Source organism: Salmonella sp. 741265073_HBA, from assembly GCF_046569105.1.
Classification (GTDB): Bacteria; Pseudomonadota; Gammaproteobacteria; order Enterobacterales; family Enterobacteriaceae; genus Salmonella; species Salmonella enterica.
Genome location: NZ_JBKFRY010000001.1, coordinates 315,266 through 340,144 on the forward strand (window position 1 = coordinate 315,266; position 24,879 = coordinate 340,144).

At 49.1% G+C, this 24,879-nt stretch carries 24 protein-coding genes and 1 pseudogene; 14 read left to right on the forward strand and 11 right to left on the reverse strand.

Annotated elements, in window-relative coordinates:
- Window positions 1-20: 20 nt before the first annotated feature.
- Both cho and nadE read right to left on the reverse strand, forming a co-directional pair.
- Window positions 21-902 carry an excinuclease Cho gene (cho, locus tag ACLD3P_RS01615; RefSeq protein WP_001556068.1) on the reverse strand — a complete coding sequence of 294 codons (882 nt, stop codon included), beginning with the start codon at window positions 900-902 and terminating at the stop codon, window positions 21-23.
- 120 nt (window positions 903-1,022) lie between these two features.
- Window positions 1,023-1,850 (reverse strand): ammonia-dependent NAD(+) synthetase, encoded by an 828-nt coding sequence (nadE, locus tag ACLD3P_RS01620; RefSeq protein WP_000174980.1) that lies wholly within the window; start codon window positions 1,848-1,850, stop codon window positions 1,023-1,025.
- A gap of 218 nt (window positions 1,851-2,068) precedes the next feature.
- Here nadE and osmE point away from each other — a divergent pair, with 218 nt between their 5' ends.
- The 7 genes from osmE to chbG all read left to right on the forward strand — a co-directional run bounded on the left by osmE (window position 2,069) and on the right by chbG (window position 7,974).
- Window positions 2,069-2,410: an osmotically-inducible lipoprotein OsmE gene (osmE, locus tag ACLD3P_RS01625; RefSeq protein WP_001039301.1), complete on the forward strand. Its 342-nt coding sequence runs from the start codon at window positions 2,069-2,071 to the stop codon at window positions 2,408-2,410.
- A 300-nt stretch (window positions 2,411-2,710) separates the two neighbouring features.
- A complete protein-coding gene (gene chbB, locus ACLD3P_RS01630) occupies window positions 2,711-3,031 on the forward strand; it encodes a PTS N,N'-diacetylchitobiose transporter subunit IIB (protein WP_000412161.1) in 321 nt (106 codons plus the stop codon).
- Between the two features lie 82 nt (window positions 3,032-3,113).
- Window positions 3,114-4,472, forward strand: a complete 1,359-nt coding sequence (gene chbC, locus ACLD3P_RS01635) for a PTS N,N'-diacetylchitobiose transporter subunit IIC (RefSeq protein WP_000073063.1) — start codon at window positions 3,114-3,116, stop codon at window positions 4,470-4,472.
- A gap of 50 nt (window positions 4,473-4,522) precedes the next feature.
- The gene (chbA, locus tag ACLD3P_RS01640; RefSeq protein WP_000459883.1) at window positions 4,523-4,870 is read left to right on the forward strand and encodes a PTS N,N'-diacetylchitobiose transporter subunit IIA; all 348 of its coding nucleotides are present in this window, start codon (window positions 4,523-4,525) and stop codon (window positions 4,868-4,870) included.
- Between the two features lie 10 nt (window positions 4,871-4,880).
- Complete coding sequence (chbR, locus tag ACLD3P_RS01645) at window positions 4,881-5,723, forward strand: transcriptional regulator ChbR (protein WP_000983393.1); 843 nt, start codon at window positions 4,881-4,883, stop codon at window positions 5,721-5,723.
- Between the two features lie 124 nt (window positions 5,724-5,847).
- Window positions 5,848-7,203: a 6-phospho-beta-glucosidase gene (locus ACLD3P_RS01650; RefSeq protein WP_131046375.1), complete on the forward strand. Its 1,356-nt coding sequence runs from the start codon at window positions 5,848-5,850 to the stop codon at window positions 7,201-7,203.
- Window positions 7,204-7,215: 12 nt separating this feature from the next.
- Complete coding sequence (gene chbG, locus ACLD3P_RS01655) at window positions 7,216-7,974, forward strand: chitin disaccharide deacetylase (protein WP_131046374.1); 759 nt, start codon at window positions 7,216-7,218, stop codon at window positions 7,972-7,974.
- A gap of 43 nt (window positions 7,975-8,017) precedes the next feature.
- Here chbG and katE read toward each other — a convergent pair whose 3' ends face one another.
- A complete protein-coding gene (gene katE / locus ACLD3P_RS01660) occupies window positions 8,018-10,270 on the reverse strand; it encodes a catalase HPII (RefSeq protein WP_000019097.1) in 2,253 nt (750 codons plus the stop codon).
- A 216-nt stretch (window positions 10,271-10,486) separates the two neighbouring features.
- On the opposite strand from katE, the gene cedA reads away from it, so the two are divergent.
- The gene (cedA, locus tag ACLD3P_RS01665) at window positions 10,487-10,729 is read left to right on the forward strand and encodes a cell division activator CedA (RefSeq protein WP_000977510.1); all 243 of its coding nucleotides are present in this window, start codon (window positions 10,487-10,489) and stop codon (window positions 10,727-10,729) included.
- 102 nt (window positions 10,730-10,831) lie between these two features.
- Here cedA and tcyP read toward each other — a convergent pair whose 3' ends face one another.
- From tcyP to hxpB, 3 genes are all read right to left on the reverse strand, one after another.
- Window positions 10,832-12,223: a cystine/sulfocysteine:cation symporter gene (gene tcyP, locus ACLD3P_RS01670; RefSeq protein ID WP_367850415.1), complete on the reverse strand. Its 1,392-nt coding sequence runs from the start codon at window positions 12,221-12,223 to the stop codon at window positions 10,832-10,834.
- 136 nt (window positions 12,224-12,359) lie between these two features.
- The gene (locus ACLD3P_RS01675) at window positions 12,360-12,959 is read right to left on the reverse strand and encodes a metal-dependent hydrolase (RefSeq protein ID WP_000505804.1); all 600 of its coding nucleotides are present in this window, start codon (window positions 12,957-12,959) and stop codon (window positions 12,360-12,362) included.
- 137 nt (window positions 12,960-13,096) lie between these two features.
- Window positions 13,097-13,765 (reverse strand): hexitol phosphatase HxpB, encoded by a 669-nt coding sequence (gene hxpB / locus ACLD3P_RS01680; RefSeq protein ID WP_000106854.1) that lies wholly within the window; start codon window positions 13,763-13,765, stop codon window positions 13,097-13,099.
- Window positions 13,766-13,913: 148 nt separating this feature from the next.
- On the opposite strand from hxpB, the gene ACLD3P_RS01685 reads away from it, so the two are divergent.
- On the forward strand, window positions 13,914-14,450 hold the full coding sequence (locus tag ACLD3P_RS01685; RefSeq protein WP_000222158.1) for a YniB family protein: 537 nt from the start codon (window positions 13,914-13,916) through the stop codon (window positions 14,448-14,450).
- A 42-nt stretch (window positions 14,451-14,492) separates the two neighbouring features.
- Here the strand turns inward: ACLD3P_RS01685 and ACLD3P_RS01690 are convergent, their stop codons facing one another.
- From ACLD3P_RS01690 to pfkB, 3 genes are all read right to left on the reverse strand, one after another.
- Complete coding sequence (locus ACLD3P_RS01690) at window positions 14,493-15,353, reverse strand: fructosamine kinase family protein (protein WP_000267686.1); 861 nt, start codon at window positions 15,351-15,353, stop codon at window positions 14,493-14,495.
- Between the two features lie 106 nt (window positions 15,354-15,459).
- Entirely contained in the window at window positions 15,460-15,750 is a 291-nt protein-coding gene (gene ghoS / locus ACLD3P_RS01695) for a type V toxin-antitoxin system endoribonuclease antitoxin GhoS (RefSeq protein WP_000146133.1), read from the reverse strand.
- Window positions 15,751-15,846: 96 nt separating this feature from the next.
- Window positions 15,847-16,779, reverse strand: a complete 933-nt coding sequence (gene pfkB / locus ACLD3P_RS01700; protein WP_000251707.1) for a 6-phosphofructokinase II — start codon at window positions 16,777-16,779, stop codon at window positions 15,847-15,849.
- A gap of 288 nt (window positions 16,780-17,067) precedes the next feature.
- On the opposite strand from pfkB, the gene ACLD3P_RS01705 reads away from it, so the two are divergent.
- A complete protein-coding gene (locus tag ACLD3P_RS01705; protein ID WP_000770981.1) occupies window positions 17,068-17,826 on the forward strand; it encodes a YdiY family protein in 759 nt (252 codons plus the stop codon).
- 48 nt (window positions 17,827-17,874) lie between these two features.
- Here the strand turns inward: ACLD3P_RS01705 and ACLD3P_RS01710 are convergent, their stop codons facing one another.
- Window positions 17,875-18,834 (reverse strand): lipid A deacylase LpxR family protein, encoded by a 960-nt coding sequence (locus tag ACLD3P_RS01710; RefSeq protein WP_001046434.1) that lies wholly within the window; start codon window positions 18,832-18,834, stop codon window positions 17,875-17,877.
- A gap of 142 nt (window positions 18,835-18,976) precedes the next feature.
- Here ACLD3P_RS01710 and ACLD3P_RS01715 point away from each other — a divergent pair, with 142 nt between their 5' ends.
- The 3 genes and pseudogenes from ACLD3P_RS01715 to ACLD3P_RS01725 all read left to right on the forward strand — a co-directional run bounded on the left by ACLD3P_RS01715 (window position 18,977) and on the right by ACLD3P_RS01725 (window position 20,520).
- On the forward strand, window positions 18,977-19,291 hold the full coding sequence (locus ACLD3P_RS01715; RefSeq protein ID WP_023220947.1) for a hypothetical protein: 315 nt from the start codon (window positions 18,977-18,979) through the stop codon (window positions 19,289-19,291).
- Entirely contained in the window at window positions 19,288-20,142 is an 855-nt protein-coding gene (locus ACLD3P_RS01720; protein WP_131046373.1) for a DNA/RNA non-specific endonuclease, read from the forward strand. The genes ACLD3P_RS01715 and ACLD3P_RS01720 overlap by 4 nt, the downstream gene beginning before the upstream one ends.
- Window positions 20,143-20,314: 172 nt before the next feature.
- A pseudogene (locus ACLD3P_RS01725) lies at window positions 20,315-20,520 on the forward strand (hypothetical protein).
- Window positions 20,521-20,826: 306 nt separating this feature from the next.
- Here ACLD3P_RS01725 and rfc read toward each other — a convergent pair.
- Window positions 20,827-22,050 carry an O-antigen polymerase Rfc gene (gene rfc, locus ACLD3P_RS01730; RefSeq protein ID WP_023182074.1) on the reverse strand — a complete coding sequence of 408 codons (1,224 nt, stop codon included), beginning with the start codon at window positions 22,048-22,050 and terminating at the stop codon, window positions 20,827-20,829.
- An 897-nt stretch (window positions 22,051-22,947) separates the two neighbouring features.
- On the opposite strand from rfc, the gene thrS reads away from it, so the two are divergent.
- Window positions 22,948-24,876: a threonine--tRNA ligase gene (gene thrS, locus ACLD3P_RS01735; RefSeq protein ID WP_001144226.1), complete on the forward strand. Its 1,929-nt coding sequence runs from the start codon at window positions 22,948-22,950 to the stop codon at window positions 24,874-24,876.
- The last annotated feature ends 3 nt before the right edge of the window (window positions 24,877-24,879 follow it).

Genomic DNA, 24,879 nt, shown 5'->3' on the forward strand with positions numbered 1-24,879 from the left:
GACAGGATCGGCGGTTTTCTTTATGACTGGCGACAGTCGGTGTGCAGTTCAATGATCTCATATTGACCTGACATTAACGGTTTACAGAGAATTTTATAGCCATCCTGATCAAAGCCCGCAGGGGTGCGCACCAGGGTGGTGGCCTCATCCAGCGAGGGGACCGCCCCCAGCCATAACCAGTTGTTGATAATGTGGAACTGGGTCATTTGTGGGCGGCTCTCTTTTAACGCGATAGCGCCTTTCCAGGGCCAGCAAACCACACGTAACCGTTCCAGTGAGGCCTGCAGGCGAAGAAAATGCGCCTGCGGGGTTTCTTGCCCACAACACGCGCCAGCGCAGCGCTTCAGAGCGAAACGAAAACAGGCGCGCCCACGGCTTACCGATTCAAGCCCCAGCAGGCCATAACACAATTTTTGTTCATCGGCGAGGTTCTGTAAGCTTTGCAGCGCTGCCCGACGGTTGGCGAAGAGCCCAAACAGGTTCGGCTCATGGGAAAAATCGACGCTGCGGGCGGAAACGACCTCAATCTTTTGTTCGCTCAACTGTAGAGAGCAAAGCTGGCGATTACGCCGTAACCGCTTGTTAAACAGCGGCTGTTGTTCTTTGATCAGCCGCGCCTCCAGCAGCAACGCGCCCATTTCCCCAGCGGTGCAGATCCAGCTTATCCGCCGCGCCTGTCGCAGCATAGCGGCCTCGTCAGGCGTTCGCAGATGTGAGAGCACCCGGCTGCGAATATTCACGCTTTTACCGATATAAAGCGGCAGCGTATCGCTTTCGCTATGAAATATATAGACACCCGGTAAGGCTGGCGCTTCGCTGAGGAAAGGACGTAAATGTTCTGGATATTCGTAAATGGCCGCCGCTTCAAACTCAAGGCGGGGGGCTGATTGACGCCGTACCACAGTGATCTCCGTTAACTGGTTATTCATCCAGTATAACAGCGGATGGGTGATTAAAAAAGAGGCTGGGAAGAGAGGAGGCCGGATAGACGAGCGATATCCGGCGCAACAGTAGAAGTACGCTTACTTTTTCCAAAAGTCGTCGAATACCGTAATCGGTAAACGGCGCTTATGTTCAGTTTTTACATACCAGCCTTCGATAGTTTTAGCGATGGCGGGGTCCAGCGTTTTGCCTTCCAGGTAATCGTCAATATTGTCATACGTTACGCCCAGCGCGGCTTCATCAGGCAGTGAAGGGCGGTCGTCTTCCAAATCGGCGGTGGGGACTTTTTTATACAGATGCTCAGGACAGCCCAGCGCTGCGAGAAGCTGTTTGCCCTGGCGTTTGTTAAGGCGATGAAGTGGGTTAATATCGGTACCGCCATCGCCATATTTGGTGAAGAACCCGGTTATCGCTTCCGCCGCATGGTCGGTGCCCACCACGACGCCGTGAGTCATACCGGCGATGCTATATTGCGCTTTCATTCGCTCACGCGCTTTTTCATTGCCGCGAACAAAATCGCTCAGCTCAATTCCCGCTTCGCGCAGCGCCTGCTCGCTGGCGAGGACGGCGCCTTTAATATTGACCGTGAGTACTCTGTCCGGCTGAATAAAAGCAATGGCGTCCTGGCAATCCTGTTCATCGGCCTGTACGCCATAAGGCAGACGAACGGCGATAAACTGCAGCGCATTATCACCGGTCTCTTCCCGCAATTCGGCGATAGCCATCTGGCTGAGTTTCCCGGCCAGCGTCGAATCCTGCCCGCCGCTGATGCCTAACACCAGTGATTTCAAAAAGGGATAGGTTTTCAGGTACGCTTTAAGAAAATCCACGCTGCGGCGAATTTCTTCTTCAGGGTTGATATGCGGTTTCGCGCCAAGCGCCTGGATTATCTCTTGCTGCAGAGTCATTTAACCCCCTTCGACATTAAAAAAATGAATCTTTACCCTGTTAAAGCTAACCCTTCGCCGCTGAAACGACAAGGTTTGGCGGGCTAAGCGGTGTTTAAAACAACATATCGTTGCGTTAGAGAATTTTCCGAAAGGCTTTTTGTGGCGGGTCGCGGCTTGAAAAATATTCTGATGTATTCCAGGCTTACATAACACGCTGATAAACAAGAGGACGGAAAATGAACAAGAACGTAGCAGGAATTTTAAGCGCAGCGGCGGTAATGACTATGCTGGCAGGCTGTACGGCGTATGATCGTACAAAAGACCAATTTGTTGAGCCTGTCGTTAAAGATGTTAAAAAAGGAATGAGCAGGGCACAGGTTGCGCAGATTGCGGGCAAACCGTCATCTGAAGTGAGCATGATTCATGCGCGCGGTACCTGTCAGACCTACATCCTGGGTCAACGTGATGGTAAAGCGGAAACCTACTTTGTTGCGCTGGATGATACTGGGCACGTGATTAACTCCGGCTACCAGACCTGTGCGGAGTACGACACTGACCCACAGGCGCCGAAGCAGTAACAACTGTACATTGCCTGAACATTCAAGGAAACCGGCCTGCGAGCCGGTTTTTTTGTGCCTGCAATAACCTTATTTATTATCGCGAATTATTTACCCGAAATGTGAGGGGGGTCATAACGCCAGGTCAATGAGAGACAATTTAGTGGGTCAAGGAAATACCATCCGGCGGTCCGATCCCGTATACTCATTTCAGCCACCTAAAAAAGTAAATCCGGTTACGCAAGTCGCCCAGAGTATGGATGCAGGTTGAGGCTTGCGGCGTATCTGGTTGACAGATAATCGCACATGAGGAAGGTTTTTATGGAAAAGAAACACATTTATCTGTTTTGTTCTGCGGGCATGTCAACATCGTTACTGGTATCAAAAATGCGCGCTCAGGCTGAAAAATATGAAGTGCCGGTGATTATTGAAGCATTCCCTGAAACCCTGGCCGGTGAAAAAGGCCCGGCAGCGGACGTCGTGTTATTAGGCCCGCAAATTGCTTATATGCTCCCCGAAATTCAGCGTTTATTACCCGGTAAACCGGTAGAAGTCATTGATTCAATGTTGTACGGCAAGGTAGATGGTTTAGGCGTGCTTAAAGCTGCGGTAGCGGCAATTAAAAAAGCCGCCGCGAATTAATTATTTTTTAATTTTTCCCGTCAAAGAGTTATTTCATACACTAACCGCAATATTTTATTGCGGTATTTAAGGGTATTTTTCTATGAGTAACGTCATTGCTTCACTTGAAAAGGTACTCCTTCCTTTTGCTGTAAAAATAGGAAAGCAGCCACACGTTAATGCAATCAAGAACGGCTTTATTCGTTTAATGCCATTAACCCTTGCGGGGGCGATGTTTGTATTAATTAATAACGTTTTCCTGAGCTTTGGGGAGGGGTCGTTTTTTTATTCCATGGGCATTCGGCTTGATGCCTCAACCATTGAAACGCTTAATGGATTGAAAGGCATCGGCGGTAACGTCTATAACGGCACATTGGGCATTATGTCGCTCATGGCGCCATTTTTTATCGGCATGGCGTTGGCGGAAGAGCGCAAGGTTGATGCGCTGGCCGCCGGACTGCTCTCCGTGGCGGCATTTATGACCGTAACGCCGTATAGTGTCGGCGAGGCCTATGCCGTAGGCGCTAACTGGCTGGGCGGCGCGAATATTATCTCCGGTATTATTATTGGCCTGGTGGTCGCGGAGATGTTTACATTTATTGTCCGGCGCAACTGGGTGATTAAACTACCGGACAGCGTACCAGCTTCGGTGTCTCGTTCATTCTCAGCATTAATTCCCGGCTTTATTATTCTCTCTATTATGGGGATTATTGCCTGGGCGCTGTCTAATTACGGTTCTAACTTCCATCAGATTATTATGGACACTATCTCTACGCCGCTGGCATCGCTGGGTAGCGTGGTAGGGTGGGCATATGTCATTTTTGTACCGCTGCTGTGGTTCTTTGGTATTCATGGTTCGCTGGCGCTGACCGCGCTGGACAGTGGCATCATGACGCCCTGGGCGCTGGAAAACATCTCTATTTACCAACAGTATGGCTCCGTCGATGCGGCGCTGGAAGCTGGTAAAACGTTCCATATCTGGGCGAAACCGATGCTGGATTCTTATATCTTCCTCGGTGGTAGCGGCGCAACGCTGGGTCTGATCATCGCTATCTTCCTCGCATCTCGTCGCGCGGACTATCGCCAGGTGGCAAAACTGGCGCTGCCGTCAGGTATCTTCCAGATTAACGAACCCATCCTGTTTGGCCTGCCGATTATTATGAACCCAGTGATGTTTATCCCCTTCATTCTGGTTCAGCCGATTCTGGCGGCGATTACGCTGGTGGCTTACTATTTGGGTATTATTCCGCCGATTACCAATATTGCGCCGTGGACCATGCCAACCGGGTTGGGGGCGTTCTTTAACACCAACGGCAGTGTCGCCGCGTTGCTGGTTGCGCTATTTAACCTGGCGGTCGCTACCCTGATTTATCTCCCCTTCGTGGTGGTGGCTAACAAAGCGCAGAACGCCATTGAGCAGGAAGAAAGCGAAGAAGATATCGCTAACGCACTGAAATTCTAAACTCCGCGTCGGCATGGGATGCCATGCCGGGCTGAATCAGAGGAAAGACTATGTTTGATCTTGAAAATGTTGTAGATAACCAGACAGCGGCTGAGGAACTCGAAGAAGTCGTTATGGGGCTTATCATCAATTCTGGTCAGGCGCGCAGCCTGGCATATGGCGCGCTCAGAAAAGCGAAAGAAGGCGATTTTGAGGCGGCGAAAGCGATGATGGACCAGTCGCGCATAGCGCTCAATGAAGCGCATCTTGTGCAGACAAAACTCATCGAAGGCGATCAGGGCGAAGGCAAAATGAAAGTCAGTCTGGTCCTGGTTCACGCTCAGGATCATTTGATGACCTCAATGCTGGCTCGTGAACTGATCGCTGAGTTGATTGAGCTCCATGAGAAACTGAAATAACAGGGGGCGGATGATGCAGCTACAGGTTAACGCAACGGAAATCAAAACGGTTTATGAGCAGCAGCTCTTCAATGGCAAAAATTTCCATGTGTTTATCTATAACAAGACGGAAAGCGTCACCGGGCTGCATCAGCACGACTATTATGAATTTACCCTGGTATTAACCGGACGTTATTACCAGGAGATTAACGGGAAGCGTGTGCTGCTGGAACGTGGAGATTTTGTTTTTATCCCGGTGGGTTCGAATCACCAAAGTTTCTATGAGTTTGGCGCAACGCGTATTTTGAACGTAGGAATTAGTAAACGTTTTTTTGAACAGCATTATCTTCCGTTACTGCCGTTTTGTTTTGTGGCATCGCAGGTATACAGGGCGAATAGCACCTTCCTTACCTATATTGAAACGGTGATTGCGTCGTTGAACTTTCGCGGTAATGGGCTCGACGAATTTATTGAAGTGGTGACATTTTATATTATAAACCGCTTACGTCATTACCGCGAAGAGCAGGTTTATGATGATATTCCACAATGGCTGAAAGCAACCGTGGAGATAATGCATGATAAAACGCAGTTTGGCGAACATGCGCTGGAAAATATGGTGCGCCTGTCGGCAAAATCCCAGGAGTATCTGACGCGCGCCACCCGACGTTATTACAGCAAAACGCCGATGCAAATCATTAATGAGATTCGCATTAATTTTGCCAAGAAACAGTTGGAAATGACCAACTATTCGGTTACGGATATTGCTTATGAAGCCGGGTATAGCAGTCCAAGTCTGTTTATTAAAACGTTTAAGAAGATGACCTCATTCACGCCGAATAGTTATCGGAAGCGATTGACGGAAATTAATGAGTAACGGTTTGCATTGCTCGATTAATTACATTTCACGCTTGCCCCAATAGCGCGGGGAACGTCACGCTATTTCTTACGAGCGGGCATAGCGTAATACATATCAGTGTCATACACTGAAGGGAGATATTATGAGCCAGAAATTAAAAGTCGTCACTATTGGTGGCGGGAGCAGCTACACCCCTGAATTACTTGAAGGCTTTATTAAACGCTACCATGAATTACCTGTCACTGAATTATGGCTGGTTGACGTTGAAGACGGGAAAGAGAAGCTGGACATTATTTATGATCTCTGCCAGCGAATGATTGATAAAGCAGGCGTTCCGCTAAAATTGTATAAAACGCTGGATCGTCGGGAAGCGCTGAAAGACGCTAATTTTGTTACTACCCAGCTGCGCGTTGGTCAACTCAAAGCCCGTGAACTGGACGAGCGTATCCCGCTTAGCCACGGCTATCTGGGGCAAGAAACCAACGGCGCTGGCGGTTTATTTAAAGGGTTGCGCACCATTCCGGTTATTTTTGACATCATTAAGGATGTTGAGGAATTATGTCCGAATGCGTGGGTCATTAACTTTACTAATCCGGCGGGGATGGTGACGGAAGCGGTTTATCGCCATACCAACTTTAAAAAATTCATCGGCGTATGTAATATTCCTGTCGGCATGAAAATGTTTATTCATGACGTGCTGGCGCTGAATGAGAATGACGATCTTTCCATTGACCTGTTTGGTCTAAACCATATGGTCTTTATTAAAGATGTGCTGGTGAATGGCACCTCACGGTTCGCAGAATTACTGGATGGCGTGGCGTCCGGTCAGTTGAAAGCGTCAACCGTAAAAAATATCTTTGATCTGCCGTTTAGTGAAGGATTGATTCGCTCGCTGAACATGCTGCCGTGCTCTTATTTGTTGTATTACTTCAAGCAAAAAGAGATGCTGGCGATTGAAATGGGCGAATATTACAAAGGCGGCGCGCGCGCTCAGGTCGTACAGAAAGTGGAGAAACAACTCTTCGACTTGTACAAAAATCCTGAGCTAAACGTGAAGCCGAAAGAGCTTGAACAACGCGGCGGCGCTTATTATTCCGATGCCGCTTGTGAAGTCATTAACGCTATTTATAATGACAAGCAGACTGAGCATTACGTTAATATTCCACATCATGGGCATGTCGAGAATATTCCGGCGGAATGGGCGGTGGAAATGACCTGCATTCTGGGACGCAATGGCGCGACGCCGCACCCGCGTATCACCCGTTTTGACGAAAAAGTGCTGGGGCTTATCCACACGATTAAAGGATTTGAGGTCGCGGCCAGCAATGCGGCGCTGAGCGGAAACTTTAATGATGTTCTGCTGGCGCTTAACCTGAGTCCGCTGGTGCATTCCGACCGTGACGCAGAAGTCCTGGCGCGTGAGCTTATTCTGGCGCATGAAAAATGGCTGCCTAATTTTGCCGCTTGCATCGAAGCGCTTACAGGTAAGCACCACTGACAGAGGTAGGCTATGGAACGCGTGTTGATTGTGAATGCTGATGATTTTGGCCTGAGTAAAGGGCAAAATTACGGCATTGTTGAAGCATATCGCAACGGCGTTGTGACCTCCACGACGGCGCTGGTCAATGGCGAGGCTATTGACCATGCGGCGCAGCTTAGCCGCGAGCTGCCTGCGCTTGGGGTGGGAATGCATTTTGTTTTGACGTTAGGCAAACCGGTGTCAGAGATGCCGGGCCTGACGCGAGACGGCCTGTTGGGGAAATGGATCTGGCAAATGGCGGAGGAGGATACGCTTCCGCTGGATGAAATTGCGCATGAACTGGCGTGTCAGTATCAGCGTTTCATCGACGTATTTAGCCGCGAGCCAACGCATCTCGACAGCCACCATCATGTGCATATGTTCCCGCAAATTTTCCCCATCGTCGCCCGCTTTGCGGCGCAGCGCGGGATTGCGTTACGTATTGACCGCCAGACGGTGTTGAACGCCGACGATCTGCCGTCGGATTTGCGCAGCACTCAAGGATTTAGTAGTGAATTTTACGGCGAGGAGATCACCGAAGCGTGCTTTTTACGCATTCTGGATGCCTCGGCGCATCGAGGAGAGGCCTCTCTGGAGGTGATGTGTCATCCGGCGTTTGTGGACAACATTATTCGCCAGAGCGCCTATTGTTACCCCCGCTTAACTGAACTGGAGGTGTTGACGTCTGCGTCACTCAAGGCAGCGATTGCGGAACGTGGATATCGTCCTGGCAGTTTTCTTGATATTTAGCTCCTGAGTTTGCGGCGCAAGAATGCGCCGCATTTTTTGTCGTTTATGCAGGAATCGCGTTAATTTTCCCCGCACGCGACCAGACACGGTGTGCCGCCATCAGCGTCAATAGAGTGTCCATAAAGTGGTGGTCAACGTTATCTGCCTCAACAAGTCCTTCTTCCCCCTGGCTATCAATGTTTAAAAGCGCCTTAAACCGTCGGGCGTCGCCTGCCAGTGCGATGGGCTTCAGATGTTTGTAGGCTTCCAGAAGGTAGTAACGGGCATCGCCACAACTCTCGATATCGGCAATATTGCCGCACGGTACTATTACCGCATCGACTGTTAGCGACGGCGCGCCGGCAAAGGTTGCCGCAATAGTTAATGTTGAACCGTCATCAGCCGTTACTTCACCCATCCGTGAATAGAGCAGTTTTGCGTGGACGCCTTTAGCTTTTAAAGCCTGCAAAATGGTCAGCAGATCGGCGGCGTTAACCTTGTCGTTCAGCAGGATAGCGACCACGCGGCCTTTAACATCGCCGTCTGGCACCGCATACAGGCTGAGCGCCGGATCTTTTTTCAGACCGTTGACATCAGGAGGCGGGGCAATTTGCGTTTGCTCATGGGTGAGTGCAAAACCGAGATTATGCGCGACGCCCTGAGCCAGCGTGACATCAATATGCGCTAACTGATCGACCACCCGCTCCCGAATATACGCGCGGGCGACTTTACCCAGTTCAAAGCTGAACGCGTCAATAATATGCTGCTGCTCTATCGGCGTCTGACTGAGCCAGAACAGGCGAGGATGCGCGTAATATTCACCAAAAGAAGGGCTGCGTTCGCGGATTTTATTGCCATCCACGCGTTCCTGGTATGATTCGAAGCCGCCGCGTTTTGGCGCTGGCGGCGTTTCGCGCGGCCAGTTGTCATTAATGGAGTTTGGTTCATAGTTCGCCGGATTGGTGTCGATATCCATCCGGTGCATACCGTCACGCTGGAAGTTATGGTAGGGGCAGGTAGGGCGGTTAATCGGAATTTCGTGGAAGTTTGGCCCGCCCAGACGACTGATTTGCGTGTCGGTATAAGAGAACAGACGCCCCTGTAACAGCGGATCGTTGGTAAAATCAATGCCGGGAACAATATGTCCTGGATGAAATGCCGCCTGTTCGTTTTCAGCGAAAAAGTTATCCGGATTACGGTTTAACACCATTTTGCCGACGCGTTGTACTGGCACCAACTCTTCCGGAATCAGTTTGGTCGGATCGAGCAGATCAAAATCGAATTTAAATTCATCCTCTTCGGCAATGAGTTGTAGGCCCAGCTCGTATTCCGGGAAATCGCCCGCTTCGATGGCCTCCCACAGATCCCGGCGGTGAAAATCCGGATCGCGACCGGTCAGTTTTTGTGACTCATCCCATACCAGCGAGGCTTTACCTGCCAACGGTTTCCAGTGGAAACGGACAAAGGTCGCTTTCCCTTGTGCATTGATCAGACGGAAGGTGTGAATGCCGAACCCTTCCATCGTTCGATAACTGCGTGGAATACCGCGATCCGACATTGCCCACATGACGTTGTGCAGCGTCTCAGGCTGTAAGGAAACATAGTCCCAGAAGGTGTCGTGCGCGCTCTGTCCTTGCGGAATAGCCCAATGTGGTTCGGGCTTAACGGCGTGCACAAAATCCGGAAACTTATGCGCATCCTGGATAAAAAAGATCGGCGTGTTATTGCCGACGAGATCGAAAATTCCCTCTTCGGTATAAAATTTGGTCGCAAAACCGCGGATATCACGTACGGTATCAGCAGACCCCGCGCCGCCCTGTACTGTCGAAAAGCGAACAAAGACCGGGGTAATTTTCTGTGGATCGCACAGAAACGCGGCTTTCGTGATGTCGCTCAGGTCTTTATATGGCTGAAAATAGCCGTGCGCTGCAGATCCGCGGGCGTGAACGATCCTCTCCGGGATACGCTCATGGTCAAAGTGGGTAATTTTCTCGCGCAGAATAAAATCTTCCAACAGCGTAGGGCCGCGGCTGCCGGCGCGAAGAGAATTTTGATCGTCGGCGATGCGCACGCCCTGATTGGTGGTCAGCGCATAATTTTCGCTGCCTTTACGAAAGGCGTCGAGGGCAGTGAGCTTATCATTCGCGGTCTCGGGCGCTTTTAAGCTGCCGGGGGCCGTCGGTTGCGCGCCCGGCGGCGTCGGTTCTGGCGTGGGGCGATGTGAACCGTCTGACGGTGCCAGGGAGTCCAGGCCGGGCTGTGATTCACGGGTATCATGCACGGGGGACTGATGGGGGGATTTCTCATTATGCGACATTGAACTCGTCTCCTGCTTTCATCACTGAAATGGGCGTAGTAGTAGTCAAAATCACTCTAACTATAGAACATTTCAGCAATTATGCCGGGGGAGAGCGGAACGGCAGACAGGGTACAACGGGGAAATCGCACGCGCGGAACAGGACGTCGGGGGCGAAGATCGGCTAAAATAGTGTTTTTCTGATTTTTAGCCTTAGCCTCTTTTAGTGAAGCATTAATGATGAAACCTCTTCGCCAGCAAAATCGCCAGATTATTAGCTATATTCCGCGTGTTGAACCCGCGCCGCCGGAACATGCGATAAAAATGGATACGTTTCGCGACGTCTGGATACTGCGCGGTAAATATGTTGCCTTTGTTCTGACGGGGGAGTCATTTCAACGGTCGCCCGCCTTTAGCGTGCCAGAATCGGCGCAGCGTTGGGCGAATCAGGTTCGCCAGGAAAACGAAATCGCTGACTAAGAAAAAAACAAAACGCCGGTACTGGAGACCGGCGTTTTTAGTGACAGACATTTTGAGTTGCTGATCGTCGTGTCTCAGACGATGTGAACTCCCGATAATGTATTATCGATGCGCCAGTTCAGCGTCTTCTTCGCTATCGAGAATGATTTTATCGGTCTGCTTCAGCCACTGGCTGGTCAGCGTACCCGCGGTCATTGAGCCACTCACGTTCAGTGCGGTACGGCCCATATCAATCAACGGTTCGACGGAGATTAACAGCGCGACCAGCGTGACCGGTAAGCCCATGGCAGGCAGCACAATCAGCGCGGCGAAGGTCGCGCCGCCGCCAACGCCGGCAACACCCGCCGAACTTACAGTAACGATACCCACCAGCGTGGCTATCCATACGGGATCTAAGGGGTTGATGCCGACCGTCGGCGCAACCATTACCGCCAACATCGCAGGATAAAGACCGGCACAACCGTTTTGGCCGATGGTCGCGCCAAAAGAGGCAGCAAAGCTGGCGATGGACTCCGGCACGCCCAGGCGGCGGGTTTGCGCTTCGACATTAAGTGGAATGGAGGCGGCGCTGGAGCGGCTGGTAAAGGCAAATGTCAGCACCGGCCACACCTTGCGGAAATATTTCAGCGGGCTAATCCCGTTCACGCCCAATAGTATGCCGTGAACCACAAACATTATCGCCAGACCAAGATATGACGCTACCACGAAGCTTCCAAGCTTAATAATGTCCTGCAGATTGGAGCCGGCAACCACTTTCGTCATCAGCGCCAGTACGCCGTAAGGCGTAAGTTGCATCACCAGACGCACCAGCTTCATCACCCAGCTTTGCAGGGTATCGATAGCAACAAGCACACGCTCGCCTTTTGGCGCATCATCTTTCAGCAGTTTAAGCGCGGCCACGCCCAGGAATGCGGCGAAAATCACCACGCTGATAATAGACGTAGGATTTGCGCCAGTCAGATCCGCAAACGGATTTTTCGGTACAAAAGACAGCACCAGTTGCGGCACGCTGAGATCGGCCACTTTGCCGACATAGCTCGTCTCAATGGCATTCAGACGCGCGGTTTCCGCGCCGCCCTGAACCAGACCTTCCGCCGTCAGTCCGAACAGATTGGTGACCAGCACGCCCACCAGCGCTGCGATAAGGGTAGTAAACAGCAGTGTGCCGATAGTCAGAAAACTGATTTTCCCCAATTGAGAGGCGTTATGCAGTCGTGCCACGGCGCTTAAAATAGAGGCGAATACCAGCGGCATCACAATCATTTGTAGCAATTGCACATAGCCGTTGCCGACAATATTGAACCACTGAATGGAGTCTTTTAACACCTGACTGTCAGCGCCATAAATGGTGTGCAGGGCCAGACCAAAGACCACGCCCATCACAAGGCCGACAAGCACTTTTTTAGCCAGACTCCACTGTTTATGACGGGCCTGCGCCAGTACAAACAGCAGAATGACGAACACCGCAATGTTCGCAATTAATGGAAAATTCATCCCCGTTCTCCTGATTTTTTTATTATGAAGCGCTGTGTTTTAGCGATTCTGTTCGCGCAAGATTAGCAGAACTGTGAGCTGGCTCTTATATTCAAATGGAATGGTTTATACCAAAAATGACTTTGGCGTTGATTTACTAATCAATCTGGTGATTTATAAAACGATTGAACTGCATTTGCAGGATAGTGATCATCTGCGAAGACCAGCGTATGACGTTGTTTTCCGGCATGGACTGCGGCATCCACACCGCCCAGGCAAACAACGCCATACATAAAAATCGCTCCAGTTGATTGCCTTTGCGCGGCGCCAGAATAGGCAGGCGGAAACGCCAGCGGCACGGCCACAGTAAGGGAACGCCTGCGGGGGTGAGCATATCCGCGACGATATGGCTTAAATAGCCAAGTACCATGCCTTGCAGCGCATCCGCCGGGATAATCCACGTATCCGGAACCTTGAGATAAAAGGTCGCCAGTAGGGCAAAGACCGCCAGCAGACTATGGGTAAACCCCCGGTGACCGAACGCGCGGGCGATCGGTTTCGATACCCATTTCAGGCGCTGACCAAGAAAAGATTTGGGGTGGTCGATATCCGGCAGCAGACAGGTCAAAATAGCCGAAGGAATAATATGCCACCAGTCGCCGTGCGCAAGGACGGGCGTTAACTCGGCATTCTTGGCGAAAACCGCGCTGGCTATAGAAAAAAGAAGATGTCCTTCCGCCGTCATGATAAAACCCATTAAACTGTCAATTCATACAGTATAGGGTTTTTATACAGTAGGCGGAAGTGGTGACGTTGTAACTCTTTGTCTCTGTCAAAGCCGCTTGCCGTCTGGCTCAGCGGCTAATTGCCCGTTGACTTTGTTTCGGAAACATCTTAACCGAGTAGATGCGCCGCCGTCAGCTCTGTCAGTGAGTTAAGTTTGACATTCGCCAGCGCAAAGCGCGGATCATGCTGGTTTTCTTCTGCTGGCACCACAATGGCGCGCATTCGCGCCGCCTTTGCCGCGATTAAACCATTCACTGAATCCTCCAGCGCCACACAGGTTAATGGATCAACGCCTAGTTTGGCCGCACAATCCAGATAGACCTGCGGATGCGGTTTGCTGTAGGGCAATTTTTCCGCAGAGGCCAGCGCGTCAAAACTGTCGCGCAGTTCAAACATGGTGAGCACTTTTTCCAGCATATGCAGCGGCGATGCCGAGGCAAGCCCCACTAATAGCCCCTGCGCTTTACACAGCGCCACGGCCTCGCGCACACCCGGCAAAAGAGGGCGCGTCTCTTCGATAAGCGTAATCGCGCGGGCAATAACACGGTTTGTCACTTCCTGGCGATCGGGGCCGCTCCACGGTTGCTGCGCAAACCAGAGATCGACAACCATATCAATGCGTAGCCCAAGCGTGTCTGGCAGTTCATGGCGCCGAGTAATATCTACGCCTAAACTTGCCATCACGTCCAGTTCAGCGCGATCCCAGAGCGGTTCGGAATCGATCAGTAGTCCATCCATATCGAAAATTGCAGCAAGAATTTGACGTGGGGTTGACATCACAACCTCTCCTGTTGAGATTAAAAAATAACGAATTAAGCGTTCATTATGACCATGTTCTTAGTGTATCGCCCTTAAAGATCAGGCGAAAACGGGAATCAACAGGTAGACTTAGGCCAAAACGACGCGTCTTTATCAAGGGGAACTCATGACGTATCAACAAGCTGGACGCATTGCAATCCTAAAAAGAGTTGTTGGGTGGGTTATTTTTATTCCAGCACTGCTTTCCACGCTCATCTCAGTCCTTAAATTTATGTATGCGCACAGTGAAAAGCAGGAGGGAATAAATGCGGTAATGCTGGATTTTACCCACGTAATGATAGACATGATGCGCGTGAATACGCCGTTTCTGAATGTTTTTTGGTACAACTCGCCGACGCCGAATTTTCAGGGAAGCCTGAATATCGGTTTCTGGCTCATTTTTATTCTGATTTTTGTCGGGCTGGCGATGCAGGATTCCGGCGCCAGAATGAGCCGCCAGTCACGTTTTTTACGTGAAGGCGTGGAAGATCAGTTGATCCTGGAAAAAGCAAAAGGCGCGGAAGGGCTAACGCGTGAGCAGATAGAGTCACGTATCGTGGTGCCGCACCATACCATCTTTTTACAGTTTTTCCCGCTCTATATTTTGCCGGTCATTATTATCGTGCTCGGCTACTTTTTCTTTTCCTTGTTAGGCTTCATGTAAACTGAAAAATGCCGGATAGCCCGTATCCGGCATGGGCTGTACCTATACCGCAAGCAGCCGATCCATCGCTTTTTGCGCAGTGGCCAGGTGCTGACCGCCAAACAGCCTTGCCCGATTAAGCAGGGTGTAGAGCTGGTAAATCGGCTGCCTGTCGAGAAAATCCAGCGGTAGCGGCGAAACGGACTGATAGCCGTCATAAATCTGCGGTGGCTGATCGGTATGCAGCGGCAGCATCGCCAGATCGCATTCTCTGTCGCCCCAATAGCAGGCTGGATCGAAGATATAGGGGCCGTCAGGGCCAAGCGCGCAGTTCGCCGACCATAGATCGCCATGCAAAAGAGAAGGCTGCGGTTGATGCGACGCCAGACGTTGCTGAACATGTTCAACAATGGCGTCAATATTACCAAAAGTAATGCCTTTTTCCGCGGCGAGTTCAAGCTGCCAGCCAATGCGCTGTTCGGCGAAAAAAGTCGACCAACGGCGTTGCCAGGTATTCGGCTGCGGCGTGGTAGAGAGCGCGTTGTCAAAATCGAGACCGAATTGAGGTTGATCGCTCCATTGGTGCAGACGCGCCAGCTGTTGCCCAAGAATAAACGCATTATGAGCATCCAGCGGGCGGGGCGAGAGGTAGTCCATGACTAAAAAGCTGTAATCCCGATCCGAACCTACCGCCCATACCTTAGGCACAACAACGGTTTTACTGCGGGAGAGCAGCTCCAGCTGATCGGCTTCAGCGGTAAAACCGCGAAGCATTTCTCGTTCATCGCACTTCACGAAAAAATCATGGCCTGCATAACGTAAATGCCATGCGGCATGAACTTCTCCGCCAGGCAGTTCATTACGCAGTTCGATTTCGCCTTCACCGACTTGCTCGCTTAAAAGACGACTGATAGCTTGCCACATAATGTCTCTCCCCACGTTGTCTGCCAGATCATAAGGTTAGCGCAAAAATGCGGTTAAAAAATACGAACTAACGCACATCGCGGACGCGCCGCGGCGGGAATGGCACTTATTGTGCGTTTTTACTCCACGCCTCCCAGGTCGCCACGGTAATGTCGACATCCTTATCTAACGCGCTTTTCGCAAGTCCGGCGACAAGCGCTTTGATTTCATCAGCGCTCTGAGCGCTAACAAAGCCAAACGTATTGGTGCCGAGCTCATGCACATTCCCTTCATCGTCCGTTAATGTCAGCAAAAAACCGCTACGCGTCAGATGGTTATTGAGTTCGTTAATCTCGGTCAGGGAATCTTCATGGAAGGTTACGGTAATAACATAACGGGTAATATCGCCACTGGCCATCGTTCACCTCGTTGGGAGCAACTGTGTTTTTAACAGCAGCGGATGCGCCGCCCGTTAACCGATTTTCCGGTATCCCCCTCGCCGAGGGGGATACGATTATTGCGCGGAAAGGTAGGCGTATATTTTTTGGGTATCGTCACGGGAACACAGACGCGTACCTTGATTGAGCGTAGCGGCGCTGCCTGCCGCCACACCGAAGCGCACCATCTCTTCCAGCGACGCGTCTTGCGCCAGTTTTAACGTCATCGCGCCTACCATACTGTCGCCTGCGCCAACAGTACTTTGACTTTTCACCGGGGGAGGAACAACCTGGATGCAATTCTCACTGTCTATGCCCAGCGCCCCTTGCGGCCCCAGAGAGACCACTACCCGGCGAGCCTTGCCGCTTTGCACTAATTCCTGGGCCGCTTTACGCACATCATCAGGCTGCGTCAGATCGCGATTAACCAACGCGCTCAATTCTTTCAGGTTAGGTTTCACCAGTTCGATATCGCCAAGCGCCAGCGCGGCGGTGAGCGCGTCGCCAGAGCTATCAATAATGCAGCGAATGCCTTGCTTCTGCGCGGCGGAAATCAGTTGCGTGAGTTTCTCGACCTTAACGCCGGGCGGAAGGCTGCCGCTGATAACCAGAATTGCCCCGGATTCAATTTCCAGTACCTGTTCTTCAAGCTGGCGAAATTCGTCATCGTCCAGCGTGGCGCCGGGCATAACAAAACGATACTGTTCGCCGCTGGACTCGACGTGGACGTGCAGGTTCTGACGCGTCCAGTCCTTCGCATCGACGGTAGACACGGGGACATTTTCGTCAGCCAGTAGTGCGACCAGATGTTCGCCGGTAGCGCCGCCAGCCGGGAAAATTGCGGTCGCGGTGCCGCCAAGATGCGCAATGGCGCGAGCGACATTAATACCCCCGCCGCCGGGTTCGAATACCGGCGCGGAGCACCGCAGTTTACCTTCGGGATAAATTTGCGGCGTGATTGTTGCGCTATCGAGAGAGGGCGCAAGCGTCAACGTATAGATACGTACCATCGTTACCTCCTGTTAGGCTGATTTCAGTCTGGCACTTAATCCCCGGAAAGTGAAGGAATTAACAATATGATTTTCCGGATCTTTATTTAAAGAAGTACGAAGTAAAGTTATATAAATAAATGAATGCTTCGGGAGGGTTCTTATTCAAAAAATGAAATAGTAATTGATTGCTATGTTATTCGGGGCTTCTTATAATTCGCTACCTTTCCAGGGGCGTTTGTCATTGATCCCTATGAAAGTTTCCGGGACCGTCGTGGTCTCTTTTTTAGTTGTACGGACTCTATATAAATGAAGCTTTTGAAGGCAGTACCCGCTGTAGTTATGCTGGCGGGTGGCGTGTTCGCGTCTCTGTATGCCGCCGCCGATGATTCCGTTTTTACTGTCATGGATGATCCCTCCACCGCGAAAAAACCTTTTGAAGGTAATCTGAATGCGGGCTACCTTGCTCAGTCAGGCAATACTAAAAGTTCTTCCTTAACGGCTGACACGGCGATGACCTGGTATGGACAACGTACCGCCTGGTCATTATGGGGCAATGCCAGCAATACCTCCTCTAATGATGAACGCTCTTCAGAAAAATATGCGGTAGGCGCGCGTAACCGTTTTAATATGACGGATTATGATTATACCTTTGGCCAGGCCAGTTGGCTGACAGACCGTTTCAACGGTTATCGTCAGCGCGACGTACTGACCGCCGGTTACGGGCGGCAGTTCCTTAATGGCCCAGTGCACAGCTTCCGTTTTGAATTCGGTCCAGGGGTTCGCTATGACGAACATACGGACGATACTACTGAAACGCAGCCGTTGGGTTATGCTTCCGGCAGCTATGCCTGGCAGTTAACTGACAATGCTAAGTTTACACAGGGGGTGTCAGTATTTGGCGCAGAAGACACCACACTAAATTCGGAAACAGCCCTCAATGTCGCCATTAACGAACATTTTGGTCTAAAGGTGGGGTATAATTTAACGTGGAACTCGCAGCCGCCTGAATCAGCGCCTGAACATACCGATCGCCGCACTACGGTAACGCTGGGCTATAAGATGTAATATTGCGCCGGGTTACGTTACGTAACCCGGTTATTCCGTGGTGACGCCTCAGAAGAAGAAGGTGATGTCGCCGTTGATATAAGAATAGTCGTCTCCGGTGCGAAATTCCGACGTGACTTTGTTTAAAGAAAGAGAAAATGCGACGGGAGAATAGCCGATGGTGGCACCGACGCGATATTCATCCACGGTTTTATTAATATCCACCGTTTCCATTTTTGTTTGCAGCGTTTTCCCCTGTAACGTGTAGTTTTTATCAACTTCCCTGCGCTCAACGCCAGCAAATACTTTATAGATCAATCCCTCTTTTTGAGTGTGTATTAACCCTCGGCGGGACAGTAACCCAAACCCATTATCAGAGTTGAAGGTCTTATCATTTCCCAGCGCAACGGTTGCGCCGTACCCCAAATACTGGAAGAGATTGCCGCCGACAGCAGAGACTTCTGGATAGAAGCCCACATTGACACCCAGAATATCAATAGCTGGCGTAAGGGAGACCATTCCTTTTGCCGTGTAACCATAACGGTTTTCAATTTGATCCTGCCAGGCAGGGTATTTTTCTGCGCCTATTATTCGATGCGCCCGATTCTGAACCTCCTGACCGCCTGCGTCAGGACCAATAACGCCGATATCGGTACCTAAACGATAACGTAACCAATTGGTGGCTAATGAATTCCACTCCAGTCCGGTATGAAGAAAGGCGCTGAACGCGCGGTCGCCTTTGACGGCTTCAGGCTTTCTCTTATTGGCGCCTGATGGAGAATAAATATCTTGCGCGATATGAAAAGAGAGTTGACTGGCGTCAGTGAGATCGTGGCTGTAGCCTAAAAAGAGCCCGGCAGTATAATCACCCCGGTCTGCAGCCTTGTGCCCGTAAAGGGCATTTAAGGATGGTTGAAATATACCTGCATCATCATTCGCCACTGAAATAGCAAGGCTACTGGCATTGGCCATTGTGGTCGTACTGAGTATGGCGGCAATCATCGTTGCGCAATAGCTGTATTTGTTCACTTTTTACCCCTGAATATGAAAGTGAATACTCTTATTTTTACAAAGTAATAAGCACAGCAGCATGATGCGCAGTGCTTATTAAACCTTTAAATATAACTAAACTCCTGCCAGCAGCGAGTCATTGAGAGGATACGTTGCCTTAATGTTGAAAAATGGTGTTGAAAAACATGCGTCAGATATTATTGAATATCCATTTTTCATTCGCTATCTGAGTGCGAGAAATTATTGGCTTCACGATTATGCATATAATACGATGTTTTTTGGTATCAATATGAATATCACGTTGTATTCTTTTGAGCTCATTTTCTATGATGGCTTCGATGTTTATCTGTTATTAATTTTTACCGTGATAGTGTTGTCTTTAATGATGAGCGCATCTAACGGCTGGCAGGGTAATATAACCAAATTATTGCTACCTGAATTATTAGGGCGGTTATTATTAAGGAAGAAAAAATGAATAAAACCATTAATCTGCTAAAATTACTGCCCGTAGTATTATTAAGCGCATGTACTACATCGTATCCTCCCCAGGATACAACATCGGCACCCGAGTTACCCCATCGTAACGTACTCGTTCAGCAACCTGATAACTGTAGCGTTGGCTGTCCTCAAGGAGGAAGCCAACAAACAATCTATCGCCATGTCTATACGCTCAATAATAATAGCGCCACGAAATTTGCCAACTGGGTTGCCTATAGCGTGACAAAAACCAGCCAGGCAAGCGGTCGCCCGCGGAACTGGGCGCAGGACCCCGATTTACCGCCCTCGGATACGTTGGCCCCTTCCGCCTATAAAAATGCCCATACGCTATTAAAAGTCGACAGGGGACACCAGGCGCCGTTGGCAGGATTGGGCGGCGTATCGGACTGGCCGTCGTTAAATTATTTATCGAATATTACGCCGCAGAAATCCGCCCTGAATCAGGGAGCATGGGCTGCACTGGAAAACCGGGTGCGCGAACTTGCCAAACAGGCTGATGTATCTGTAGTGCACGTAGTGACCGGCCCCCTTTTTGAGCGGCATATCGCCACATTGCCAGAAGATGCGACGGTAGAAATTCCCAGCGGGTACTGGAAGGTTTTATTCACCGGAACGACGCCGTCAAAAAGTGAAGGAAATTACGCTGCGTTTATTATGGATCAGAATACGCCCCGTTCGGCGAATTTTTGCGACTATCAGGTTACCGTGGAGGCTATCGAACATAAAACGAAGCCAGTGCTGACGCTGTGGTCTGCCTTGCCTGAAGCGGTAGCCAGCGAGGTGAAAACGACAAAGGGGAGTCTGGCGCAGAGGTTAGGTTGTCGATGAGAAGCGCTATACGGCGCGTAGAAAGATAATGGAGAAACCCTGTCAAGGGCCTTGATTTGCTACAGAGTGATGCAATCTCCCTTTTTTTAGTGTTACCATCGTCATGCCGGACGAAAATAGCGATTTTCGTCTGTGTCGAAGGTTGTGCGCCAATTTAGCAATGGTTGGCTAGATGGATACACAACTCACTGTCAATAAATTCATTTTCTCTTTGTATGTGATCTTGCGTATAAGTACTATCCTTCATTCACATCCATTCACGTTCGTTTAAACCTGTTTCACCAGTTCCGCGTTATTACTAGTAATAACGCATATATATGTTTCATACCGTTTCACATTGATCCCTTTCGTGCCGTAAGATGTGTGTACCTAATCTAACTTAAGCAGGGAACTGTCATTCATAACACAGCGTTTATTGGTATCAATGGTAGATTATATTACGGTGATAATCTCGGGATGATCCGCATATGAGTAGATGTGGATTAGGGCGGAGTAGCGGCAGGACTAATAATAACCGGCGGCGAGAAATACATAATTGAGGGGCTATTCATAAATCATTATTAGGAAACTCAAGCGCTATCATGAATGCATCAAAAGTAATTTACGTTGGTAATGCTGTTCAGCAAACCCAACAAGATTTACGCTCCAAAACTAAATAAAACGGCGGCATTGCCGCCGTATAAATTATTTATCGCTTCTTAGTAAAACGAATCTTATATGCGCTGAAAAAACAAAGGAAGATGCAATGTATACCATAAAGGCAATCATCAAATGCTCAGGGAACAACCATCCCATGCTAACAGGAATCACACTTATTCCAATGCAAAATAGGAACATTATGAAATAATGCGCTGACTTTGTTTCCTGAGTTTTATTGGAGAAATACTTAGCCAGGACGCCTTTAAATACTCCAGATATAACTAACCAAACTGGTGTAAAAAGCCCGAAATCTGCGTATAGTTCACCATACCCGAAAGCAGGAGCGCCCTGATTTCTGTAGAATGCATCAGGGAAAAATACTTTTGCCAGATACAATGCGCCAAAATCTTCAGGCTTATCAGGCCAAATAGCCCTCGGAATCCTCGAGTAAACCTCGCTCTCCATTAGTAATTTTCCATACATAAAGTCAAAGTTTGAGGAAGCAACAAGAACAGCATTACGGGTATAATCCGAGTAATTCGCCATATTCTCTATCGGATTCCCATCAGTAAACGTATATGCAAAGAATGCCGTTACAATGACTGCTATAACAGCAAACGATTTCACCAGGAACATAAATTTAATTTTTTTATTTTCAATATATGAAAGATAAAGGATGAATGCTATAAATATACTAAATATTGGTCCTTTGTTACCATGCAAGAAAATAAGTATACAGTTAAATAAAACTATGGAAATACAAAATAACTTTGATTTTTTGTATGTAAAGAACGCGCAAATAGAAGCGACAAGAGAAAACATTAATGAAGGATAGAAGTATATACCATACCCTGTTCTGGTTAATTCGTATATTCTTCTTGGGCTAAGTATGTACTCTCTGAACTCCATCAACACTGGAAGGTAAATGATAAAAGCAAGGAAGGTGAATAACAATGAAGTAAACACATACCTTGGTTTATTTTTTGTGTTTGATTTGTTGTATATGGGTTTTCTTTGTGTGTAAAGATAAGAAATAACAAATGATGCTATGTATGTTATATAGCAAGTATAGAAAAACAAATATTCCACTGTATACTTCCGCACCTCTGAGAGGTATACAAATATACCTTCAAACACGTACAGTGTAGGCACTGTTATTATCAGGTATGGGACCATTACATTTATTATTTTTCCCTCAATTCTTACGGAAAGAGTATAGAGATAAACTATAAATAATAAGCATAATACAATGTATGAAATTATAAGCATATAGAGCCTTTAGAAAAAATGCTTAGTATTAAAAATATTAATAATATTGCCATCAGGCAAACAAGGTGTGGTACGGAAAATCTTCTGGCAAGATATTCTGAATCTGGTAGTCTATAATCATTACTCATCACTATCTTCCCGATATCAAAACCGTGTTATTGACATATTAACACTCATTAACACTCCTATCTACTGCGCCTCCGATAGCATGAAGCTATCAAGCGTTTGCAGCACAAACATCAAGCAATGTAAATGCTTTTGATAATTACGCATGATTGTTACTGCGTTTATATACAGTGGTATTCGAAGGTTCATCATGAGGTTCCCGAGTCCTGTAAAAGACTATACAGAGAAAGGGCTATCACTCGACGAGTAACTCATCTCACATCGTGCCGCGACATACTTCAAGCAACACAGACGAATTACAAGTACGGCATCATAAGGGAGACGTTGCTAGTTATAGAAGCTTCATAGCAGCATGTAATGGCTCTTTGCTGGTATGTGCTTTGGAAAGTGGGTTTCGTATTGTGCGTTATCGCATGCTGCCAGGTCCCCATCTGGAGAATATAGATAGCGGTCGTCGAAAGCTATCTGATGTGAATGACTCATACGGTGGCAGTAAGTCGAGACTCAGAGTGACCATGTACATCATTAACGATACGCGTGCTGGGTAGTGTGTTGGGATTCAGGTTCTGTAGAACAGAAAGATGCAATCTCCCTTTTTTTAGTGTTACCATCGTCATGCCGGACGAAAATAGCGATTTTCGTCTGTGTCGAAGGTTGTGCGCCAATTTAGCAATGGTTGGCTAGATGGATACACAACTCACTGTCAATAAATTCATTTTCTCTTTGTATGTGATCTTGCGTATGGGTCACCACTGCAAATAAGGATATAACATGCCTGTTATTACTCTTCCTGATGGCAGCCAACGCCATTATGACCACCCTGTAAGCCCGATGGATGTTGCTCTGGACATTGGTCCTGGCCTGGCGAAAGCCACCATTGCGGGCCGTGTGAATGGCGAGCTGGTTGATGCTTCCGATCTGATTGAAAATGATGCGACGCTTTCCATCATCACCGCAAAAGATGAAGAGGGTCTGGAGATCATTCGTCACTCTTGCGCGCATCTGTTAGGTCACGCAATCAAGCAACTTTGGCCGCACACGAAAATGGCGATCGGCCCGGTTGTCGACAACGGTTTTTACTATGACGTTGATCTTGACCGCACGCTAACTCAGGAAGATGTCGAAGCGCTCGAAAAGCGGATGCATGAGCTCGCCGAGAAAAATTACGACGTTATCAAGAAGAAAGTCAGCTGGCACGAAGCGCGTGAAACCTTCGTGAAGCGTGGTGAAAGCTACAAAGTTTCCATTCTTGATGAAAACATTGCTCATGATGACAAGCCTGGCTTGTACCATCATGAAGAATATGTCGACATGTGTCGTGGTCCGCACGTGCCGAATATGCGTTTCTGCCATCACTTTAAACTGATGAAAACTGCCGGCGCATACTGGCGCGGTGACAGCAATAATAAGATGTTGCAGCGTATTTACGGTACGGCATGGGCAGATAAAAAAGCCCTGAACGCTTATCTGCAGCGCCTGGAAGAGGCCGCAAAACGCGACCATCGTAAAATTGGTAAGCAGCTCGACCTGTATCATATGCAGGAAGAAGCGCCGGGCATGGTGTTCTGGCATAACGACGGCTGGACTATCTTCCGCGAGCTGGAAGTCTTTGTTCGTTCTAAACTCAAAGAGTACCAGTATCAAGAAGTTAAAGGCCCGTTCATGATGGACCGTGTGCTGTGGGAAAAAACCGGGCACTGGGACAACTATAAAGATGCGATGTTCACCACATCCTCAGAAAACCGCGAATATTGCATCAAGCCGATGAACTGCCCGGGCCACGTTCAGATCTTTAACCAGGGTCTGAAATCCTATCGTGATTTGCCGCTGCGTATGGCGGAATTCGGTAGCTGCCACCGTAACGAGCCATCAGGCGCGCTGCATGGTCTGATGCGCGTACGCGGCTTTACGCAGGATGATGCGCATATCTTCTGCACCGAAGAGCAGATCCGCGATGAAGTTAACGCTTGTATTCGTATGGTCTACGATATGTACAGCACCTTTGGCTTCGAGAAGATCGTCGTCAAGCTTTCCACTCGTCCTGATAAGCGTATCGGCAGCGATGAGATGTGGGATCGTGCTGAGGCGGATCTGGCGGTTGCGCTGGAAGAAAATAATATCCCGTTTGAGTATCAACTGGGTGAAGGCGCATTCTACGGTCCGAAAATTGAATTTACCTTATATGACTGCCTCGATCGTGCATGGCAGTGCGGTACAGTACAGCTGGACTTCTCCTTACCGTCTCGTCTGAGCGCCTCCTATGTAGGTGAAGACAACGAGCGTAAGGTGCCGGTAATGATTCACCGTGCGATTCTTGGGTCGATGGAACGCTTCATCGGTATCCTGACCGAAGAGTTCGCTGGTTTCTTCCCGACATGGCTCGCGCCTGTTCAGGTAGTCGTGATGAATATTACCGATTCGCAGTCTGAATACGTTAACGAATTGACGCAGAAACTACAAAATGCGGGCATTCGTGTAAAAGCAGACTTGAGAAATGAGAAGATTGGCTTTAAAATCCGCGAGCACACTTTACGTCGTGTCCCTTATATGTTGGTCTGTGGTGATAAAGAGGTGGAAGCAGGCAAAGTTGCCGTTCGCACCCGCCGCGGTAAAGACTTGGGCAGTCTGGACGTAAATGACGTGATTGAGAAGCTGCAACAAGAGATTCGCAGCCGCAGTCTTCAACAACTGGAGGAATAAAGT

Excerpts from the sequence above, each read along its gene's own strand:
- hxpB (WP_000106854.1), bottom strand. The coding sequence starts at position 13,765 with ATGTCAACCCCACGTCAAATTCTTGCTGCAATTTTCGATATGGATGGA.
- ACLD3P_RS01715 (WP_023220947.1), top strand. The coding sequence starts at position 18,977 with ATGTTGAAAAATGGTGTTGAAAAACATGCGTCAGATATTATTGAATAT.
- cedA (WP_000977510.1), top strand. The coding sequence starts at position 10,487 with ATGATGAAACCTCTTCGCCAGCAAAATCGCCAGATTATTAGCTATATT.
- ACLD3P_RS01720 (WP_131046373.1), top strand. The coding sequence starts at position 19,288 with ATGAATAAAACCATTAATCTGCTAAAATTACTGCCCGTAGTATTATTA.
- rfc (WP_023182074.1), bottom strand. The coding sequence starts at position 22,050 with ATGCTTATAATTTCATACATTGTATTATGCTTATTATTTATAGTTTAT.
- katE (WP_000019097.1), bottom strand. The coding sequence starts at position 10,270 with ATGTCGCATAATGAGAAATCCCCCCATCAGTCCCCCGTGCATGATACC.
- ghoS (WP_000146133.1), bottom strand. The coding sequence starts at position 15,750 with ATGGCCAGTGGCGATATTACCCGTTATGTTATTACCGTAACCTTCCAT.
- ACLD3P_RS01685 (WP_000222158.1), top strand. The coding sequence starts at position 13,914 with ATGACGTATCAACAAGCTGGACGCATTGCAATCCTAAAAAGAGTTGTT.
- pfkB (WP_000251707.1), bottom strand. The coding sequence starts at position 16,779 with ATGGTACGTATCTATACGTTGACGCTTGCGCCCTCTCTCGATAGCGCA.
- chbA (WP_000459883.1), top strand. The coding sequence starts at position 4,523 with ATGTTTGATCTTGAAAATGTTGTAGATAACCAGACAGCGGCTGAGGAA.
- chbC (WP_000073063.1), top strand. The coding sequence starts at position 3,114 with ATGAGTAACGTCATTGCTTCACTTGAAAAGGTACTCCTTCCTTTTGCT.
- ACLD3P_RS01690 (WP_000267686.1), bottom strand. The coding sequence starts at position 15,353 with ATGTGGCAAGCTATCAGTCGTCTTTTAAGCGAGCAAGTCGGTGAAGGC.
- chbR (WP_000983393.1), top strand. The coding sequence starts at position 4,881 with ATGATGCAGCTACAGGTTAACGCAACGGAAATCAAAACGGTTTATGAG.
- osmE (WP_001039301.1), top strand. The coding sequence starts at position 2,069 with ATGAACAAGAACGTAGCAGGAATTTTAAGCGCAGCGGCGGTAATGACT.
- tcyP (WP_367850415.1), bottom strand. The coding sequence starts at position 12,223 with ATGAATTTTCCATTAATTGCGAACATTGCGGTGTTCGTCATTCTGCTG.
- ACLD3P_RS01705 (WP_000770981.1), top strand. The coding sequence starts at position 17,068 with ATGAAGCTTTTGAAGGCAGTACCCGCTGTAGTTATGCTGGCGGGTGGC.
- chbG (WP_131046374.1), top strand. The coding sequence starts at position 7,216 with ATGGAACGCGTGTTGATTGTGAATGCTGATGATTTTGGCCTGAGTAAA.
- ACLD3P_RS01675 (WP_000505804.1), bottom strand. The coding sequence starts at position 12,959 with ATGGGTTTTATCATGACGGCGGAAGGACATCTTCTTTTTTCTATAGCC.
- chbB (WP_000412161.1), top strand. The coding sequence starts at position 2,711 with ATGGAAAAGAAACACATTTATCTGTTTTGTTCTGCGGGCATGTCAACA.
- thrS (WP_001144226.1), top strand. The coding sequence starts at position 22,948 with ATGCCTGTTATTACTCTTCCTGATGGCAGCCAACGCCATTATGACCAC.
- nadE (WP_000174980.1), bottom strand. The coding sequence starts at position 1,850 with ATGACTCTGCAGCAAGAGATAATCCAGGCGCTTGGCGCGAAACCGCAT.
- ACLD3P_RS01650 (WP_131046375.1), top strand. The coding sequence starts at position 5,848 with ATGAGCCAGAAATTAAAAGTCGTCACTATTGGTGGCGGGAGCAGCTAC.